Genomic DNA, 18490 nt, shown 5'->3' with positions numbered 1-18490 from the left:
GATGAGTGACGCCGACCGCATCGTCGATCTCTACGAGCGCAAGGCGCATGACTGGGCCGCCGACCGGCGGCGACAGCCGCACTTCTTCGAGCAAGGCTGGCTCGATCGTTTCCTGAGTCTTGCGCCGGAAGGCAGCGCCATCCTCGATATCGGCTGCGGCTTCGGCCGTCCCATCGCGGCCTATCTGATTCCGCAGGACCGCGCCGTCACCGGCGTCGATTCATCGCCCACCATGATTGAATTGTGCCGGCGGGACTTTCCCGATCAGGACTGGCGCGTTACCGACATGCGGACGCTCGACCTCGGCCATCGCTTCGGCGGCATCCTCGCCTGGGACTCGTTCTTTCACCTTGCTCATGACGATCAGAGGCGCATGTTCCCACTCTTCGCCGCGCATGCCTTACCGGGCGCACCCTTGATGTTCACCAGCGGCTCCGAACACGGCGAAGCCATCGGCAATCTCCACGGCGAGCCGCTCTATCACGCCAGTCTCGCCCCGGACGAGTATCGGGCGCTGCTCGCGGCCAACGGCTTTGCCGTGCTGGATGCCTGCATGCACGATCCGGACTGCGGCGGCCACACCATCTGGCTGGCGCGGCGAGCCGAACACCGCTAATAAACGAGCGCCATGGCCTACACCAACACGCGAAACCTGCGCATCGAATGGGGCGACTGCGACCCCGCCGGGATCATCTTCTATCCCAATTATTTCCGCATCTTCGACCACTCGATCGAAATGCTGTTCGAGTCGGCGCTCGGCATCACCAAATACGAGATGTTCGACAAGCTGGAATTCGCCGGCTGGCCGCTGCTCAAGACGCAGGCCCGGTTCCTCAAGCCGACCCGCTTCGGCGACGATTGTCTGGTCGCCAGCACCATCACCTTCGGCCGCACCTCGTTCGAAGTGAGCCATACGATCACGCTGAAGGGCGAGACCTGTGTCGAGGCCAACGAGAAGCGAGTCTGGACGGTGCGGGACGCCGGTGGGCAGCTCAAGTCCCATCCCATTCCCGACGCGGTGCTGGCCAAGTTCGAGTAAGGCTTTCGCCGCTTTCTTCACCTCTCCCATAGGGAGAGGTCGGCTCACGAAGTGAGCCGGGTGAGGGGTTACAAACTATCGAGAGGCACTTACCCCCTCACCCCAACCCTCTCCCCCATAGCTCGCCGGACGGCGAGCGTTCGCTCGCCTATGGGGGAGAGGGAGCACGCCCAGTTGGCGCATAGGCCGCAACCGCCGGCCTGCGTTGTCAGCCTTGCGCCGCTCGCGTAGAACGCGGACCAACCGACAATCAACATTCCGCAATCCGAAAACCGGATTTGCGAACCACGGGAAAAACGCCGATGCGCATCGACGCCTGGAACCACTTTCTGCCGAGCCGCTTCTTCAAGGTGCTGATCGACTCAGGCCTGCCCGATATCGGCAAGCGCATGCGCGAAGTGCCGTGCATCCACGATCTCGACATCCGCAAGAAGGTGGTCGACACATTCCCCGATTATGCGCAGATCCTGTCGCACGGCATGCCGCCGCTGGAAATGCTCGCCAAGGGCGACGGCGCCAAGGTCGAGGAATATGCGCGGCTTATCAACGATGAGTTCGCCGAGATCATCGAGAAGGACCGCGATCACTTCCCCGGCTGGGTAGCGCAGGGCGCGCTCGGTGCGCCGGACGCCGGCGTCGCGGAAGCGCGGCGCGCGATCAAAAACGGCGCGCTCGGCGTGCAAATCTACACCAATGTCGCCGGCGTGCCGCTCGACGATCCGAAGTTCGAGCCGTTCTTTGCCGAGATGGAAAAGCTCGACAAGCCGATCTGGATGCATCCCTCGCGCGGCGCCAACTTCCCCGATTACGCCAGCGAGAAGACCTCCAAGTATGAAATCTGGTGGGCCTTCGGCTGGTCTTACGAGACCGCCGCGGCGATGGCGCGCCTCGTGTTTTCCAAGATCATGGACAAGTATCCGAAGCTGAAGGTCATCAGCCACCATTTCGGCGGCATCGTGCCGATGGTGGAAGGCCGTATCGGTCCCGGCTGGGACCAGCTCGGTTCGCGCACCTCAGGCGAGGACCTCGGCAAGCTGCTCGGCGAACTCAAGCACCGCCCGCTCGATTACTTCAAGCACCGCTTCTACGCCGATACCGCGACCTTCTCCTCGCGCGCTGGCGTCGATATCGGCCTGTCGTTCTTCGACCACGACAAGATCGTGTTTGCCTCGGACTGTCCGTTCGACCCCGAGAAGGGCACGATGTACACGCGCGACGCCATCAAGTTCATGGACGAGGTCGACCTGCCGAAGGCCACCAAAGAAGCGATCTGGCACGGCAATCTCGAACGCATGACCGGCACGAAGCTGGTGAAGTAAGCGGATTGCGGGACGGACGCCGATCATGACGACACGCAAGCCGGTGGTCATCGCCGGCGCCGGCCCCACCGGCCTGATGTGCGCGCTGGCCTTGCGCGCGCAGGATATCCCAGTCGTATTGCTGGAAGCCGAGGAGGCGCTGACGCACGACCTGCGCGCCGGCTCGTTCCATCCACCGACGCTCGAAATGATGGCGCCCTACGGCATCACCGAGCGGATGCACGAGACCGGCATCAAGGTCCGCCATTGGCAGGTTCGCAACCGGCCGGGGGACCTGGTCGCCGAGTTCGACCTCGATCTTCTTTCCGATGTCACGCCCTATCCCTATCGCCTGCATCTCGAGCAGCACCGGCTGACGCCGATCCAACTTGACTTGCTGAAGCAGGAAGGCGGCGCCGAGATTCATTTCGGCCACGCCGTGACCGGCTATACGCAAACGGACGACGGCGTCACGGTGGAGACCAGCGGCCCGTCCGGTGATCGCCGCTTCGAAGCGTCATGGCTGATCGGCGCCGATGGCGGCCGCAGCGTGGTGCGCAAGGGTCTGGCCATCGACTTCGAGGGCTTCACCTGGCCGGAACTGTTCGTCGTCGTCTCGACGTCCTACGACTTCGCGCAACACGGCTTTGCCTATAACTGCTATATCGCCGATCCCGTTGAATGGGGTGCGCTGTTCAAGGTGCCCGATGTAGGCCCGCCGGGCCTGTGGCGGCTCGCTTATCCAGTCAACCCGGAGGAAAGCGACGAGGTGTTGCTGTCGCCCGCGCGCGTTGAGGCGGCTTTGCAACGGCTAGTGCCGAAACGGGGCGTCTACGACATCCTCTATAAAAGCACCTACCGGGTGCACCAACGCGTCGCCTCGTCGTTTCGCGTCGGCCGCGTGCTGCTGGCGGGCGACGCCGCGCATCTCAACAACCCGCTCGGCGGCTTCGGCCTCAACAGCGGCATCCACGATGCCATCAATCTGTGCGACAAGCTCGCCGCCCACTGGCGCGGCGAAGGGGGCGAATATCTGCTCGACCTCTATTCGCGGCAGCGCCGCTTCGCCACCATCGAGCAGGTGCAGACCATGTCCATCCGTAACAAGCGGATGATGGAAGAGCGCGATCCCGCCGTGCAGCGCCAGCACCTTGAGGAAATGATCGCGGTGGCGAATGACCCGGCCAAGGCACGGGCGCATCTCCTGAACACCTCGATGATCCTGGGCCTCAGGCGGGCCAATGAGATGATTTAGCGGGGAAATGAGGCGCCGCGGGGCTTAAATGGTCCATCCAACTGGGCTATTTTGCCGCAATGTCCCTCACCCAGCCCGCCGGCATGTCCGAACCAGAATTGTCTCCGGAAGGCACGCAACCGCCGGACAGTGGCAAGCTGTCGCCGATGCTCGAGCAATATATCGAGATCAAGACCGCCAACCCGGACTCGCTGCTGTTCTACCGGATGGGCGATTTCTACGAGCTGTTCTTCGAGGACGCCGAGGTAGCGAGCCGGGCGCTCGGCATCGTGCTCACCAAGCGCGGCAAGCATCAGGGGCAGGACATCCCGATGTGCGGGGTGCCGATCCACCGATCCGACGAATATCTGCATCGCCTGATCGCGCTCGGCCATCGCGTCGCGGTGTGCGAGCAGCTCGAGGATCCGGCCGAAGCCAAGAAGCGCGGCTCAAAGAGCGTCGTCAAGCGCGACGTCGTTCGGCTTGTCACGCCCGGCACGCTCACCGAGGACACGCTGCTCGACGCGCGGCGCAACAACTACCTGCTCGCCATCGCGCGGGCGCGGCTGTCCTCGGTCGGCACCAAAGCGCGCTTCGGGCTCGCCTGGATCGACATGTCGACCGGCGAATTCCGTATCACCGAATGCGACCGCGTCATGCTGCCCGCCGAAATCGCGCGGCTGGAGCCCGGCGAAATCCTGATCTCGGACGCGCTCAATACCGACATCGAACTGATCCCGCTGTGGCGCGAACTGCCGGCGGTGACCCCACTCGGCCGCGACGTTTTCGACAGCGCGACCGCCGAGCGCCGCCTCACTTCGTTCTTTGCGGTCGCGACCAGCGACGGCTTCGGCGCCCTGACCCGGCTGGAAATCACTGCCGCCGCCGCGGCCGTCACCTATATCGAGCGCACGCAGATCGGCCAGCGCCCGCCTTTGTCGCCTCCCTTGCGCGAAGCCATCGCCTCCACCATGGCGATCGATCAGGCGACGCGCGGCAATCTGGAACTGATGCGCACGCTCTCAGGCGAGCGGCGCGGCTCGCTGCTCGACTGCATCGACCGCACCGTCACCTCAGCCGGTTCACGCCTGCTGGCGCAGCGGCTGTCGGCGCCGCTCACCGATGTGAACGCCATCGCGCGGCGTCTCGATGCCGTTGCCTGTTTCGTCGGCGACGTCGCGGCCCGCGCCGAGACCCGCTCGCGGCTCGCCGCCGCACCCGACCTTGCTCGCGCGCTGACCCGCATCGCCCTGCAACGCGGCGGTCCGCGTGACCTCGCCGCGATTCGCGATGGCATCGCCGCCGCGCATGAGCTGGCCCGCGCGCTCGCTACCATCAAGGATGCGCCGGACGAAATCGCGGAGGCCCTCGGCCTGTGCCACAAGGTCGATGCCGCGCTGGCCGACGAACTCGCCCGCGCGCTGAGCGACGAGCTGCCGCTGATCAAGCGCGACGGCGGTTTTGTCCGCGAAGGCTACGACGCCGCGCTCGACGACAACCGCGCGCTGCGCGATGAATCGCGCCGCGTGATCGCCGCGCTGCAGGCACGCTATGCCGACGACACCGGCGTCAAGGCGCTCAAGATCAAGCACAACAATGTGCTCGGCTACTTCGTCGAGGTCACGGCGCTCAACGCCGACAGGATGATGCAACCGCCGCTGAACGCGACCTTCATCCATCGTCAGACTCTGGCTGGACAGGTGCGCTTCACATCGACAGAGCTCGGCGAGTTGGAAGCCAAGATCGCAAGCGCCGCCGATCGCGCGCTCGGGCTGGAACTCGAGATTTTCGACACACTCTGCGCCGCCGTCATCGCGCAGGGCAACGCCATCAAGCAATGCGCCGAGGCCCTGGCCCGGCTCGATGTGGCCTCGAGCCTCGCGGCGCTGGCCGCAGAATGCAATTACGCGCGACCGCAGGTCGATGACAGCCTCGCCTTCTCCATCGAAGGCGGCCGCCATCCGGTGGTCGAGCAGGCGCTGTCGAAAGACGGCACGCCCTTCGTCGCCAATGACAGCGATCTGTCGCCGCCTGCCGGCGACGAAATGAGTGGGGGCTGCGGCCGCATCTGGCTGATCACCGGCCCGAACATGGCCGGCAAGTCGACCTTCCTGCGCCAGAACGCGCTCATCGCCATCTTGGCGCAGATGGGCTCTTTCGTGCCGGCGAAAGCCGCGCATATCGGCGTTGTCGACCGGCTGTTCTCGCGCGTCGGTGCCGCCGACGATCTGGCGCGCGGCCGCTCGACCTTCATGGTCGAGATGGTCGAGACTGCGGCCATTCTCAATCAGGCCGGCAACCGCGCGCTGGTCATTCTGGATGAAATCGGCCGCGGCACCGCGACCTTCGACGGCCTGTCGATCGCCTGGGCCACCATCGAGCATCTGCACGACGTCAACACCTGCCGTTCGCTGTTCGCAACGCATTATCACGAGCTCACGGCATTGTCGGCGCGGCTTGCCCGCGTTCATAACGTCACCATGAAGGTGAAGGAGTGGAAGGGCGACGTCGTCTTCCTGCACGAGGTCGTGGCCGGCGCCGCCGACCGCTCCTACGGTATTCAGGTGGCGAAACTCGCCGGTCTGCCGGGAAGCGTGATCGAGCGGGCCAAAGTGGTGCTCGCCAAACTCGAGCAGGAAGACCGCGCTGCGCCGAAAGGTTTCGAGGACCTGCCGCTGTTCGCGGCGAATTATCAGCCGCCCGCGGCGCCAGCCGAACCCGCGCATGAGCGCGTCATCGCCGCTATCGCGGCACTCAATCCCGACGAGCTGTCGCCGCGCGAGGCGATGGAGGCGCTGTATCAGTTGAAGGCCAGGCTGCGCGAGGCGGAAAAGCATTGACCGTCATGCCCCGCGAATGCGGGGCATCCAGCTCTTTCAATATTCACAGAGAAGTTCTGGATCGTCCGCTTTCGCGGACGATGACAACTAGTACCGCCTGTTCTTCCAAACCCACAATAGCCCGTTCCACGCCACACAGACGGCAAGGCCGATCAGATAGGCCCACCACACACCGACGACTTCCGCCAGCAAGTGCACGGCCAGCAGGCCGAATGTCAGGCCGATGAGCGGCACCTGCAGATGCGCGGCGACGCTCGCCGCCGCCGTGCCGCCGGCGCGCGTATAAAGGATGATGAAGAACGAGCTCATCGCCACGGGGAAGAACGCGAACACGCCCGAGAAGTATGAGCCGATCGTCGAGCTCAGGGCCGTCACGACGATGACCACAACCGTCACGACGGCGGCCCGCCAGGCAAGATCGCGCCCGGTCAGGGTCACGCGCGCCCTGGCCTTCGCGTCGCCGAGAAAATGCGAGGCGATAGTGATCGTGATTGGATAGACGATAGCGTTGGCGAGCAGCGCAGTCGGCGCCGTCCACGGCACCAGCCGTGACAGGAAGACACCGCCCAGCCAGACCAGCAGAGCGCCGCCGAGGCTGGGCAGCAGCCGGTGACGCGGCGCCAGCACCGCAAACGTCAACGCGGAGAGCGGCACCACCGCGTTGGCGACCATGCTGCCGATGACGCTCTGGGCAATGAAATGCGCGTCGTGCTCGACGGCGAGGATAATCATGGCCGCGCCGCCGGCGGTCGGCAGCGCCGCGATCAGCGCACCGATAAACGGCCCCGAACGCTCAACCACCACCGAGGCGATCACGACGATGCTCGCCGTCATGACAATCTTGAGCGCGAGGCCGAACCAGAACATCGACGGGAGCAGCGTGGCGCTCATGCGGCTTTGGCCTGACGGCGGATGAAGAAGATCAGCAAATTGACGGCGACGGAAACGGCCAGGGTCAGGCCCATCGCCCAGACCGAACCGAGCGGCTCGGCCGTCAAATGCAACGCCAGCATCGCGAGGCCGAAGCCGCCGAGGCCGACCGCCGAGTGCGCCAGCACCGTCGCCGTCGCTCGCCCGCCGACACGGGGATGCAGAATGATGGCGATGCTCGAGAGCACAATGGGAAACACCGCGAGATTGCCGCTTGCGGCCGGGCCGATATGATAGCTCAGCGTGACAACGACGCCGACCAGCACAGCCACGAGCCCGGCGCGCAGCAGATAGTCGTACCAATAAGTCCGCATGCGCGGAAACTGGATGTGCGGCAGCATTTTCTGCACCGCCAGCGCAATGCCGACGGCAACGATATTGACCGCAATCGTACTCCAAAATCCGAGTTGCAGCCGATTGCCCAGCCAGATCAACAGGCCCCACATCAGGAATGCGCCGGCAAGGCTGACGATCAGCGATCGCCGCTGCGCCAGCAAGCAGTAGGTCAGCGCAAAGAAGATGTTGACCGCGTTCGAGAACATGCTGCCGAGCGCGCTGGCACCGATGAAATGCGCGTCGTGATCGATAGCCAGAAAAATATAGATCGGCCCGGCGCTGATCGGCAGCGTCGCCACAAGGCCGCCGATCAGAGGCCCTGCCCGCTCCGCCGTCACCGTCGCCGCGATGAGAAACGCGGCAGTAACGGCCATGCGTACCACCAGCGTCAGCGCGAAGTAAAGATCGGGAGACATTGTCTGCCTTGATGTCGTCCCGGGCGAGCGAATGCGAGACCCGGGACCCATACGCCGTGTGCTATCGAGGAATCTGTGGGTATGGGTCCCCGCTTTCGCGGGGACGACGCATTCGTTACGCCCGCGCCACCGTCACATCGACCGGCGGGCCGCTCTTGATGGTCTGGTAGACCACGCAATAGCGCTCGGTGAGCTTGAGGAGCTGATCGAGCTTTTCCTGCGGCGCGTCGGTGTCGAGATCGAAGCGCAGGCGAATCTGGGCAAAGCCGACCGGCGCATCCTTGGCGACACCGAGCGTGCCGCGGAAATCGAGATCGCCTTCGGCCGAAACGCTCCCAGATTTCAACGGAATCTCGAGCGCGGTTGCCACCGCCTTCACGGTGACGCCGGCGCAGGCAACGAGCGCTTCGAGCAGCATATCGCCCGAGCACAGCTCCAGCCCGGAGCCGCCCGTTGCCGGATGCAGGCCGGCGACCGCAAGTGCGCGGCCGGTCTCCACCTTGCAAGCGATATTGGTGTCGTCGAGCGTGCCTTTCGCCTTCAGCGTGATCATCGCCGAAGCGGCATCGCTCTTGTACTTGTCCTTGATCGGCGCCTGCATGGCGCGCAGTTCATTGGCGTCCATCGTCGTTGTTTCCTTAAGCCGTCGTCAGCACGACGCGACCGACCACCTTGCCGGCCTTGAGATCGTCGAGCGCCTGCTGCACCTCGTCGAGCGGACGCTCGCGGATCGGCACCGGCGGCGCGCCGGTGCGGCTGACCAGTTCGAGCAGCTCCTTCATGTCCGGCAGCGAGCCGACATAGGAGCCTTGGATGGTCATGGCACGCATTGGGAAGAACGGCGTCGAGATGGTGATGTCGCCGCCGAACAGGCCGACGATGACGATCTTGCCGCCCTTGGTAATGAGACCGTCGATCGAGAGCTTCACCGTATCCGACGAGCCGACGAAATCAATGACCGCCCAGGCGCCGCCATTGGTGGCATCGATGATTTGCTTGGCGGCATCCGGCGCGCGGCCGTCGATCGCCGCCACCGCGCCGGCTTTCAGCGCGGCTTCGCGTTTGACCGGGTCGATGTCGACCATGATCACGCTCTTGCCGCCCATTGCCTTGTGCAAGGCGATCGCCATCAGGCCGAGGCCGCCGGCGCCCATGATCACGACCGGTTCGTCCTTGAGGGTATCGCTCACCTTCTTCAGTGCGCTGAACGCCGTAACGCCGGAACAGGCCAGCGGCGCCGCTTGCACCGGGGTGAGATTGCCGATGTCGAACAAATGGCGCGGATGCGGCACGACGAGATGGCTGGCATAGCCGCCGTCCGAGAACACGCCGAGGTTCTTCGGCGTCTTGCAGAGGTTCTCTTCGCCGCGCCGGCAGACCATGCACTGGCCGCAGCCGATCCAGGGATTGGCGAGCTTGATTTCGCCGACCTTGACGCCCTTGGCGTCCGGGCCGACGGCGACGACTTCGCCGACATTCTCGTGGCCCATGGTGAGCGGCAGCTTGATGCCGCGCTCCAGGAGCTGCATGCGCTTGCCGCCGCCGAGTTCGTAATAGCCGTCCCAGATATGGAGGTCGCTGTGGCAGACGCCGGATGCCTTGATCTTCAGGAGCACCTCGGTGCCCTTGGGTTCAGGCGTCGGCTTTTCATTCAGTTGAAGGGGCTGCCCGCAGGTGCAGACCTGGAACATACGCATGTCGTTTCTCTCCCGGATGGCATTTTGGCCCGGGACCATAGCCCATGATCCCGGAAAGTGGGACCCGGATTTCGGATAAGCTCATGTGCCGAAAAGAGGGGCGGCTCACCACCACATGCCCGCGCCGGCCGGCGCCTCATCCTCTTTTTCGTGGGGCTTGCGCGCCAGCGAGCGGTCCAGCGCGGCAAGGACCTGCTTTTTTACCGTCTCGAAGCGGGCCGACTGGCGGTCACGCGGCCGGGCCAGGCCGGTCGCGATTTCCTCGAACAGACGCCCCGGACGCGGCTTCATCACGTAAATGCGATCCGCGAGCACGACGGCCTCCTCGACGTCGTGCGTCACCAGAATGAGCGTCGGACGCAGGTCGGCCCAGAGGTCGAGCAGATGCTCCTGGAGGTCTGCGCGGGTGAAGGCGTCGAGCGCCGAGAACGGTTCGTCGAGCAGCAGCACCTCGGGCCTCGGCACCAGCGCCCGGGCGATGGCCACGCGCTGCGCCTGGCCGCCGGACAATTCGCGCGGCCAGGCCCGCGCCTTGTCGGCGAGGCCGACGCGCTTGAGCGCCTCGCCGACGCGGGCGACACGCTCGGCCTTCGGCAGATGCTCGAGGCCGAAGCCGATATTGTCGGCGACGCTCAGCCACGGCAGCAGGCGCGGCTCCTGGAATACGATGCCGATCTTTTCGTGCGGCGCCGTCACGGCGGCGCCATCGAGCACGACGCGGCCGCGGCTCGGCGTGTCGAGGCCGGCGATGGCGCGCAGCATGGTCGACTTGCCGCATCCGGAGCCGCCGACAATGGCGACGATCTCGCCGGGTTGAACGGCGAAGCTGACGCCCTCAAGCGCATGCGCGCCATTCGGATAGGTCTTGCCGACGCCTTCGAGCTGCAACATCGCCTCAGGCCTCCGTGTGCCGGGCGCGGTCTTCCCAGCGCAATAGGGGCGCGGTCAAGCCGACGATCAACCAGTCGGTGATCTTGCCGAGCACCGCGAAGGCGACAATGGCGGCGACGATCTGCGCCGGCTTGCCGAGCTGCTGGCCGTCGACCAGCAGGAAGCCGAGGCCTTCCGAGGCGCCCATGAATTCGGCGGCGACAACGAACATCCAGCCGAGGCCAAGGCCAGAACGCAGCGCCACGACATAAGACGGCAGAACGGCCGGCAGCAGGATACGGCGCACCATCTGGAAGCCGGACAGGCGGAAGGCGCGGCCGACTTCGACCACCTTGCGGTCAACCGAGATCACAGCACCCATGACGCCGAGATAGACCGGGAAGAACACGCCGACGGCGATCAGCGTGATCTTGGACGCCTCGAAGATGCCGAGCCACAGGATGAATAGCGGCACCCAGGCGATCGAGGGAATGGCGCGCAGCGCCTGCAAAGTGGGATCGAGGAGCCGCCGGGTTAGCGCCGAATAGCCGGTGATGGCACCAAGCACGGTACCGGCGGCAACACCGAGACCGAAGCCGGCAGCGACGCGGGCGACGGTGGCGGCGGCATGACGCTGCAATTCGCCCGTTTTGGCGAGTTCCATGAAGGTCGCATAGATGACCGACGGCGGCGGCACGAGGCGTCCGTTGGACAGGCCGAAACGCACGGCCAGTTCCCAGCCGACCGCCAGCACGACCGGGACGATCAGCCCCAGCGCCGGCTTGGCATAGCGGGTCCAGGACGCGCGCTGCGCCGGAGCGGCCTCAATGTCATCGGCTGCGGTACTCATGACCCCTAAAGACATAGGACGCTCATAAAAGGCAACAGGCACAATGTTGGCGGCAAAGCACGGCCCGCTCCCTCTCCCCTGTGGGGAGAGGGTTGGGGTGAGGGGGTAAGTGAAGTCGTTAGTTTGTAACCCCTCACCCGGATCGCTTCGCGATCCGACCTCTCCCAATGGGAGAGGTTAAGAAGGCAGAGATCAGTTGGTGCCGGCGGCGAGATAGCGATCGTCGATCAGGTCGTTGAGCGCTTTCTTGACGTCCACATCGGCCTTGATGACGCCCGCCTTCTGCAGCGCGAGGCCCGCCTCGAGGATCGACTCGCGCTGCGGCGCGCCGATCTTCGAGTGGGTAAGCTCGGTACGCTCCTTGAGCTGTTTGTCGACGACATTTCCGGGCAGCTTGGTGACGGCGATGAAGTCGGCCTTCACCTCGTCATAGTGCGACAGCGAATACTTGCGGGCTTCCTCGTAGACCGCGAGCACGCGCTTGACGAGATCGGGATGATCCTTGGCGAAGTCCTCGCGGACGTTCAGGATGCCCCAGGTGTTGGCGGCGGCGTTGCGGTAGAACAGCTTGGCACCATCCTCGACTTCGGCCTGCGCCATCATCGGGTCGAGACCGGCCCAGGCATCGACGTCGCCGCGGATCAGCGCGGTCTTGCCATCGGCATGCTGCAACAGCACCGGCGTGATGTCCTTATCGGTCAATCCCGCGCTCAACAATGCACGGACGAGGAAGATGTGCGGATCGGTGCCGCGCGTCACCGCGACGCGCTTGCCCTTGAGATCCTCGATCTTCGCGATCTTTGAATCCTTGCCGGTAACCAGCGCGGTCCATTCCGGACGCGAGTAGACGTAGATCGACTTGATCGGATTGCCGTTGATCTTGGCGACCAGCGCCGCCGAACCGGCGGTCGAACCGAAGTCGATCGAACCGGCATTGAGGAATTCGAGCGCCTTGTTCGAGCCCGCCGACTGCACCCAGCGAATGGCGATGCCGTCCTTGGCGAACTCTTTCTCGAGCAGGCCCTTGTTCTTGAGCAGGATCGAAACCGGGTTGTAGGTCGCCCAGTCGACCCGCAATTCCTTCGGCTTGTCGGCCGCGTGCGCGACCGCCGCCGGGACGAGGCCGGCGACCAGACCGAGCGCAATCAGTGAACGCCGTGAAAACGAAACCATGTCTTGCTCCCCAAGAACGGCGGAACGACAGCGCCCCGCAGAATATTTATTCTTTAGAACGCCATATTTTCCACGTCAAAAGCATAGTATTAGCTATTTTTGGTGACATGTTGGAAAAATATACCAAATGGCACCATCCGGCAGCATCGGTACTATCTTGAAGCAGTGGCGGTGACTTCTACCGCGCTCTCCGCTATCCGGATGACCCCATGGCCTCTCTTGCCCTCGAGCGCGATTCGACCAAGCCCGCGACCTCACCGTCTCGCAACGGCGGCGACCTGATCGACAGCCGGGCCATCATTGCCGACCTCGAAGAGCTGGCCACCGCGAAGCGCGGCAACGACATCGAACTCCGCGCCGCCGTGGCGCAACGTCTGAAAGCCGCGCTGAACGAAGGCCGCGACAAGGCCGAACGTCTGCTGCTGAAGGACCGTCACGGCCGGCTCTGCGCCGAGCGCATCTGCCGGATGGAAGACGACATCATCGGCATTCTTTACGATTTCGTGCGCAAGCATCTCTATCCGTCGGAGAACCCGTCCGAGACCGAGCACATGGCGATCGTCGCCACCGGCGGCTACGGCCGCGGGTTTCAGGCGCCGAACTCGGACATCGATCTGTTGTTTCTGCTGCCCTACAAGCAGACCGCCTGGGGCGAGCAGGTCGCGGAGACGATCCTCTATGCGCTGTGGGACACCGGGCTGAAGGTCGGACACGCCACGCGGTCGATCGACGAGTGCATCCGCCAGGCCAAGGCGGACATGACCATCCGCACCGCATTGCTGGAGTCGCGCTTCCTGCTCGGGGACCGCAAGCTGTTCGACGAACTGGTAACGCGTTTCGACACCGACGTAGTCCGCAACACCGCAGCGCAGTTCGTCGCCGCCAAACTCGCCGAGCGCGAAGAGCGCCACCGCCGCAGCGGCCAATCACGCTATCTGGTCGAGCCGAACGTCAAGGACGGCAAAGGCGGCCTGCGCGACCTGCACACCTTGTTCTGGATCGCGAAATACGTCTACCGCGTGCGCGAGCCGGAAGAACTGGTGAAGCGAGGCGTGTTCGACAAAAATGAGTACGCGCTGTTTCGCCGCTGCGAGGATTTCCTCCTGGCCGTGCGCTGCCATCTGCACTTCCTGACCGGGCGCCCCGAGGAGCGGCTGTCGTTCGACGTGCAGCGCGAGATCGCGGTGCGGCTCGGCTATACCGAACATCCCGGCATGCAGGATGTCGAGCGTTTCATGAAGCACTACTTTCTGGTCGCCAAGGATGTCGGCGACCTGACGGCGATTCTGTCTGCCGAGCTCGAGGTCAGCCATGCCAAGGGGGCGCCGGTCCTGAGCCGCGTGATGTCCAGGCTGCGGCCGGTGAAGCGCAAGCAGCTCGGCGATTCCAAGGACTTCATCGCCGAGAACAACCGTATCCTTTGCGTCAACGCCAATGTGTTCAAGCGCGATCCGGTCAACCTGATCCGCATCTTCCATCTGGCGCAGAAGCACAATCTCGCTCTGCATCCCGATGCAATGCATGCGATGACGCGCTCGCTCAAATTGATCGACGCGAAGCTGCGCGACAACGAGGAAGCGAACGAACTGTTCCTCGATATTCTCACCTCCAAGCGCGATCCGGAAACCGTGCTGCGCCGCATGAACGAAGCCGGCGTGCTCGGCCGTTTCGTCCCCGCCTTCGGCAAGGTGGTGGCGATGATGCAGTTCAACATGTATCACCACTATACGGTGGACGAGCATCTCCTGCGGTGCATCGGCGTGCTCTCCGAAATGGAGGAAGGCGCCGCGAGCGATGCGCCGCTGGCCAACGAGCTGATCCACAAGATCAAGCCGGCGAGCCGGACGCTGCTGTTCGTGGCGATGTTCCTGCACGACATCGCCAAGGGCCGGCCCGAGGATCACTCCATCGCCGGCGCAAGGATCGCGCGCCGTCTGTGCCCACGCCTCGGACTGTCGGCTGCGGACACGGCGACCGTCGCCTGGCTGATCGAACAGCACCTGGTCATGTCGACCGTGGCGCAATCGCGTGACCTGTCGGACCGCAAGACCATCGAGAATTTCGCCGCGGTGGCGCAGTCGGTTGAGCGGCTTAAGTTGCTCACCATTCTCACCATCGCCGACATCAAGGCGGTCGGCCCCGGCGTGTGGAACGGCTGGAAGGCGCAGCTCGTGCGTACGCTCTATTTCGAGACCGAGCCCGTGCTGACCGGCGGTTTCTCCGAGGTCAACCGCGCCCAGCGCGTGGCCGCGTCGCAGGCCGAATTCCGTCATGCCCTGCAGGGCAAGCAGTGGCCGGCAGAAAAGATCGAGGCCCACATCGCCCGCCTCTATCCGGCCTACTGGCTCAAGGTCGATCTCGAGCACAAGATCGAGCACGCCGACCTGCTGCGCGGCGTGGAAGGCTCCGGCAAGAATCTGGCCACCGCGATCCGTTTCGATACGGCGCGCGCGGTCACCGAACTGACGGTGCTGGCGCCCGATCATCCTTGGCTGCTGTCGATCATCGCCGGCGCCTGCGCCATGGCGGGCGGCAACATCGTCGACGCGCAGATATTCACCACGACTGACGGCCATGCGCTCGATACCATCTCGCTATCCCGCGAATTCGAGCGCGACGACGACGAGCAACGCCGCGCCGACCGCATCGCGACCTCGATCGAAAAGGCGTTGCGCGGCGAGTTGCGCCTGCCCGACGTGGTCGCCCGGCGGGCGCCGCCGAAAGGCCGCATCAAGGCGTTCTCGGTCGTGCCCGGCGTGGACATCAACAATCAATGGTCGCACCGCTACACGATGGTCGAAGTTGCGGGTCTCGACCGGCCGGGCCTGCTGTATGAGCTGACCGCGACTTTATCGAAGCTCAACCTCAACATCGCATCGGCGCATGTCGCCACCTTCGGCGAGCGCGCGGTCGACGTATTTTACGTGACCGACCTGATGGGCGCCCAGATCACCTCGCCGACCCGGCAGGCCGCCGTCAAACGCGCGCTGATCGCGCTGTTCGCCCATCCCGATGCCAGGCCGGGCAAGGGCGCGGCGTGACATGCGACCTGACCACGTACAGCAACATGGATTCAAACAGCGGGCCTGAAGTCGCCGCCATGATCCGTCGTCCGGCCATTTGCATCGCGGGCCTGACCGTCGCCGCCTTGTTGGCGGGGCTGCCGGCTGCGAGCGCCGCCGCACCGCCACCTGAACTGCGCGTGGCCATTCAGTACTCGATCTCGATGATCGGCGTTCCGGTCGGCCGCATCACTTGGACAGTCGAACTCGGGCCGAACAGCTACCAGACCTCTGCAAGCGGCAAGGCGAGCCGCGCGGTGAGCATCCTGGTCAATGGCGAGGGCCGCGTTTCCGTGCAGGGAATCTTCGCGGCCGACCGCGCCGCGCCGAGCTTCTTCTCCTCCAACGTCGTCGACGACGGCGAAACCACCGGCCTGCAGATGACGTTCGACAACGGGAGTGTCAGAGCGCTGCGTATCGACAATCCGCCGGATAATGCCGCCCGGGTGCTGGTGACCGACGAGCACAAGCGCAACGTCACCGATCCCCTCAGCGCCATGCTGATTCCCGCTACGACGGAAAGTCCATCGCTGTCGCCGGGGCAATGCAATCGCAGCCTGTCGATCTTCGACGGCCAGCGCCGCTACGACCTTGTGCTCGGCTACAAGCGCATGGACAAGCTCAAGCTAAGCCGCGGCTATAACGGCCCGGCGCTGGTCTGTTCCGTCGTGCTGCACCCCATCGCCGGCTATCGGCCGGACAGCCTGCTGGTGAAATATGTCGGCGGCCGTTCCGGCCTCGAAATCTGGTTCATGCCGATCGAGGGCACGCCGATCATCCTGCCGGGCCTCCTCAAGATGCCAACCGGCGTCGGCACGATGGAGATCGAGGCCGAGCGGATCGACCGCACCGCCTTGAAGCCACCGGTGGCGCCGGCGGAAAAATAAGACGCTCGATAATGCATCGGGCGCAGGTGCTACCACCTACGCCCGACAACACGCTCTTGCCCGATCGCCGCGCTTTACTGCGGCTTGATATCGGCCGCCTTGATGATGTCTTCGTATTTCGTCATCTCGCTCTTGATGTAGTCGGCGAACTCGGCGGATGTCGATCCCTTGGCCTCGAAGCCAAGCGTGGCCAGACGCTCCTTGACGGCAGGATCGTTGACGACCTTCACCAAAGTCTCCTGAAGCATCTTGGTCAGTTCGGCGGGCATGTCTTTCGGGCCCCACAGGCCGTACCACGAACCGAAGTCGAAGCCCTTCACGCCGGATTCGGCTAGGGTCGGAATTTCCGGCGCGATGGCGACACGTTTCATGCTCGTGACCGCGAAGGCTTTGATCTTGCCGCTTTGGGCGAGCGGCAGCGACGACAGCATCGGGTCGGCCACCAGTTGAACCTGGCCACCCATCAAGTCGTTGAGCATCGGCGCAGCGCCCTTGTAGGCGATCACCAAGGTCTTGAGATCGGCATCGCGCTTGAGCAATTCGATCGCCATATGGCCGGCCGAGCCAAAGCTGGACGTCGCGAAGGTGTATTTGTCCGGGCTCTTGCGCACCAGCTCGAAGAACTCCTTGAGATTCTTGGCTTCGACATTGGGCGCGGTGCTGACGATCAGCGGACCGGAGGCGAGCAGCGAGACCGGCGTGAAATCGGTGACGACGTTGTAGGGAATGGCCTTGTGCAGGAACGGCGTGACGACATGGATGGAGGCCGTCAGCAACAACGTGTAGCCATCCGGGGCGGCCTTCACGACGTAGCTTGCGCCGACAATGCCACCGGCGCCGCCGGCACGATTTTCGACGATAAAGTTTCCGCCGGTCACTTCGCTCATTTTCTGCGCGACAATGCGAGCCACGCCGTCGACTGAACCGCCGGCGGGATAAGGCACGACCAGGCTAACCGTTCGAGAGGGGTACTTATCGGCCATCGCCGACGACATCGACAAGCCGGCCAAAGCGGCGGCCAATACAAAGGCGGCGCCAATGCGTTTCATCTGCAATCCTTTCGCGATGAGGTTAATAGGTCCCTGGGTAGCTTCCACCGTCGATCAAGAGATTCTGGCCGGTAACGAAACCGGCATGTTCGGAACACAAGAAAGCAAAATATGCGCCGACCTCCGCGGGCCGGCCATAACGCCGCGCCGGATTGGCCGCAGCGCGCGCCTGCCAGATTTCGTCGAAGGATTTGCCGCCCGGCTCCAGCATGCCGGTGATGTGGCGGCGCTGGGCATCGGTCTCGAAAATACCGGGCAGCAGATTGTTGATGGTGACGTTGTGCTCGACTGTCTGCCGCGCGAGACCGGCAACAAAGCCGACAAGTCCCGAACGCGCACCGTTCGACAGACCAAGCTCGGCCTGCGGAATTTTGACGCTGCGCGACACCATATTGACGATGCGGCCAAAACGGCGCGCCATCATGCCGTCGACCGTCATGCGGATGGTTTCGATCGGCCCGAGCATCATGGCATCGAGCGCGGCGAGCCAGTCTTCCCGTGTCCACTGCCGGAAGTCCCCCGGCATCGGCCCGTCGGCATTGTTGAGAAGAATGTCGGGCTCGGGACAGGCGGCCAGTGCTGCTTTACGTCCCGCATCGCTAGTGATGTCGCCGACCACTGGCGTCGCCGTGACGCCAGTAGCCGAGGCGATCTCTTCACAGGTGCGCTCGACCACATCGCGGGTGCGCGACACGATCGTGACGTCGACGCCTTCCTGGGCGAGCATCATCGCGCACGACTTGCCCAGTCCCCGGCTCGCGCCGAACAGCAGCGCCTTGCGTCCGGCAATCCCGAGGTCCACGTCGGCG

General features: G+C 64.3%; 16 protein-coding genes. 7 read left to right on the top strand and 9 right to left on the bottom strand.

Translation table 11 applies throughout. The annotated features are described in order from the left end of the window. Nucleotide 1 precedes the first annotated feature (1 nt). From E8Q40_RS02000 to mutS, 5 genes are all read left to right on the top strand, one after another. On the top strand, nucleotides 2-616 hold the full coding sequence (locus tag E8Q40_RS02000; RefSeq protein WP_137042815.1) for a class I SAM-dependent methyltransferase: 615 nt from the start codon (nucleotides 2-4) through the stop codon (nucleotides 614-616). Nucleotides 617-628: 12 nt separating this feature from the next. Beyond that, nucleotides 629-1039 (top strand): thioesterase family protein, encoded by a 411-nt coding sequence (locus E8Q40_RS01995; protein ID WP_137042814.1) that lies wholly within the window; start codon nucleotides 629-631, stop codon nucleotides 1037-1039. Nucleotides 1040-1341: 302 nt separating this feature from the next. Next, nucleotides 1342-2358, top strand: coding sequence for an amidohydrolase family protein (locus E8Q40_RS01990; protein ID WP_137042813.1), 1017 nt, complete (start codon nucleotides 1342-1344; stop codon nucleotides 2356-2358). A gap of 25 nt (nucleotides 2359-2383) precedes the next feature. Continuing rightward, nucleotides 2384-3592, top strand: a complete 1209-nt coding sequence (locus E8Q40_RS01985) for an NAD(P)/FAD-dependent oxidoreductase (RefSeq protein ID WP_137042812.1) — start codon at nucleotides 2384-2386, stop codon at nucleotides 3590-3592. 83 nt (nucleotides 3593-3675) lie between these two features. Beyond that, the gene (gene mutS, locus E8Q40_RS01980) at nucleotides 3676-6411 is read left to right on the top strand and encodes a DNA mismatch repair protein MutS (protein ID WP_137046540.1); all 2736 of its coding nucleotides are present in this window, start codon (nucleotides 3676-3678) and stop codon (nucleotides 6409-6411) included. An 87-nt stretch (nucleotides 6412-6498) separates the two neighbouring features. Here mutS and E8Q40_RS01975 read toward each other — a convergent pair whose 3' ends face one another. The 7 genes from E8Q40_RS01975 to E8Q40_RS01945 all read right to left on the bottom strand — a co-directional run bounded on the left by E8Q40_RS01975 (nucleotide 6499) and on the right by E8Q40_RS01945 (nucleotide 12683). Continuing rightward, nucleotides 6499-7302 (bottom strand): hypothetical protein, encoded by an 804-nt coding sequence (locus tag E8Q40_RS01975; protein WP_137042811.1) that lies wholly within the window; start codon nucleotides 7300-7302, stop codon nucleotides 6499-6501. Further along, nucleotides 7299-8093, bottom strand: coding sequence for a hypothetical protein (locus tag E8Q40_RS01970; protein WP_137042810.1), 795 nt, complete (start codon nucleotides 8091-8093; stop codon nucleotides 7299-7301). The genes E8Q40_RS01975 and E8Q40_RS01970 overlap by 4 nt, the downstream gene beginning before the upstream one ends. A gap of 115 nt (nucleotides 8094-8208) precedes the next feature. Beyond that, nucleotides 8209-8718 carry an OsmC family protein gene (locus E8Q40_RS01965; protein WP_137042809.1) on the bottom strand — a complete coding sequence of 170 codons (510 nt, stop codon included), beginning with the start codon at nucleotides 8716-8718 and terminating at the stop codon, nucleotides 8209-8211. Nucleotides 8719-8731: 13 nt separating this feature from the next. After that, nucleotides 8732-9790 (bottom strand): alcohol dehydrogenase, encoded by a 1059-nt coding sequence (locus tag E8Q40_RS01960; protein WP_137042808.1) that lies wholly within the window; start codon nucleotides 9788-9790, stop codon nucleotides 8732-8734. Between the two features lie 105 nt (nucleotides 9791-9895). After that, nucleotides 9896-10681: an ABC transporter ATP-binding protein gene (locus E8Q40_RS01955; protein ID WP_137042807.1), complete on the bottom strand. Its 786-nt coding sequence runs from the start codon at nucleotides 10679-10681 to the stop codon at nucleotides 9896-9898. A 4-nt stretch (nucleotides 10682-10685) separates the two neighbouring features. Beyond that, a complete protein-coding gene (locus E8Q40_RS01950) occupies nucleotides 10686-11510 on the bottom strand; it encodes an ABC transporter permease (protein WP_246662982.1) in 825 nt (274 codons plus the stop codon). A gap of 192 nt (nucleotides 11511-11702) precedes the next feature. Then, entirely contained in the window at nucleotides 11703-12683 is a 981-nt protein-coding gene (locus E8Q40_RS01945) for an aliphatic sulfonate ABC transporter substrate-binding protein (protein ID WP_137042805.1), read from the bottom strand. A gap of 209 nt (nucleotides 12684-12892) precedes the next feature. On the opposite strand from E8Q40_RS01945, the gene E8Q40_RS01940 reads away from it, so the two are divergent. Together E8Q40_RS01940 and E8Q40_RS01935 are read left to right on the top strand one after the other, a co-directional pair. Further along, nucleotides 12893-15724 (top strand): [protein-PII] uridylyltransferase, encoded by a 2832-nt coding sequence (locus E8Q40_RS01940; RefSeq protein WP_137042804.1) that lies wholly within the window; start codon nucleotides 12893-12895, stop codon nucleotides 15722-15724. A gap of 59 nt (nucleotides 15725-15783) precedes the next feature. Further along, on the top strand, nucleotides 15784-16632 hold the full coding sequence (locus tag E8Q40_RS01935) for a DUF3108 domain-containing protein (RefSeq protein ID WP_168197715.1): 849 nt from the start codon (nucleotides 15784-15786) through the stop codon (nucleotides 16630-16632). A gap of 74 nt (nucleotides 16633-16706) precedes the next feature. Here the strand turns inward: E8Q40_RS01935 and E8Q40_RS01930 are convergent, their stop codons facing one another. Continuing rightward, complete coding sequence (locus E8Q40_RS01930) at nucleotides 16707-17681, bottom strand: tripartite tricarboxylate transporter substrate binding protein (RefSeq protein WP_137042802.1); 975 nt, start codon at nucleotides 17679-17681, stop codon at nucleotides 16707-16709. A 22-nt stretch (nucleotides 17682-17703) separates the two neighbouring features. Then, nucleotides 17704-18483: an SDR family oxidoreductase gene (locus tag E8Q40_RS01925; protein ID WP_137042801.1), complete on the bottom strand. Its 780-nt coding sequence runs from the start codon at nucleotides 18481-18483 to the stop codon at nucleotides 17704-17706. Nucleotides 18484-18490: the final 7 nt, after the last annotated feature.

This window comes from Pseudolabrys sp. FHR47 (assembly GCF_005153485.1).
In the GTDB taxonomy this organism is placed as follows: domain Bacteria; phylum Pseudomonadota; class Alphaproteobacteria; order Rhizobiales; family Xanthobacteraceae; genus Pseudolabrys.
The sequence above is the reverse complement of the archived record's forward strand: the minus strand, read 5'-3'. Positions and strand labels throughout refer to the sequence as shown.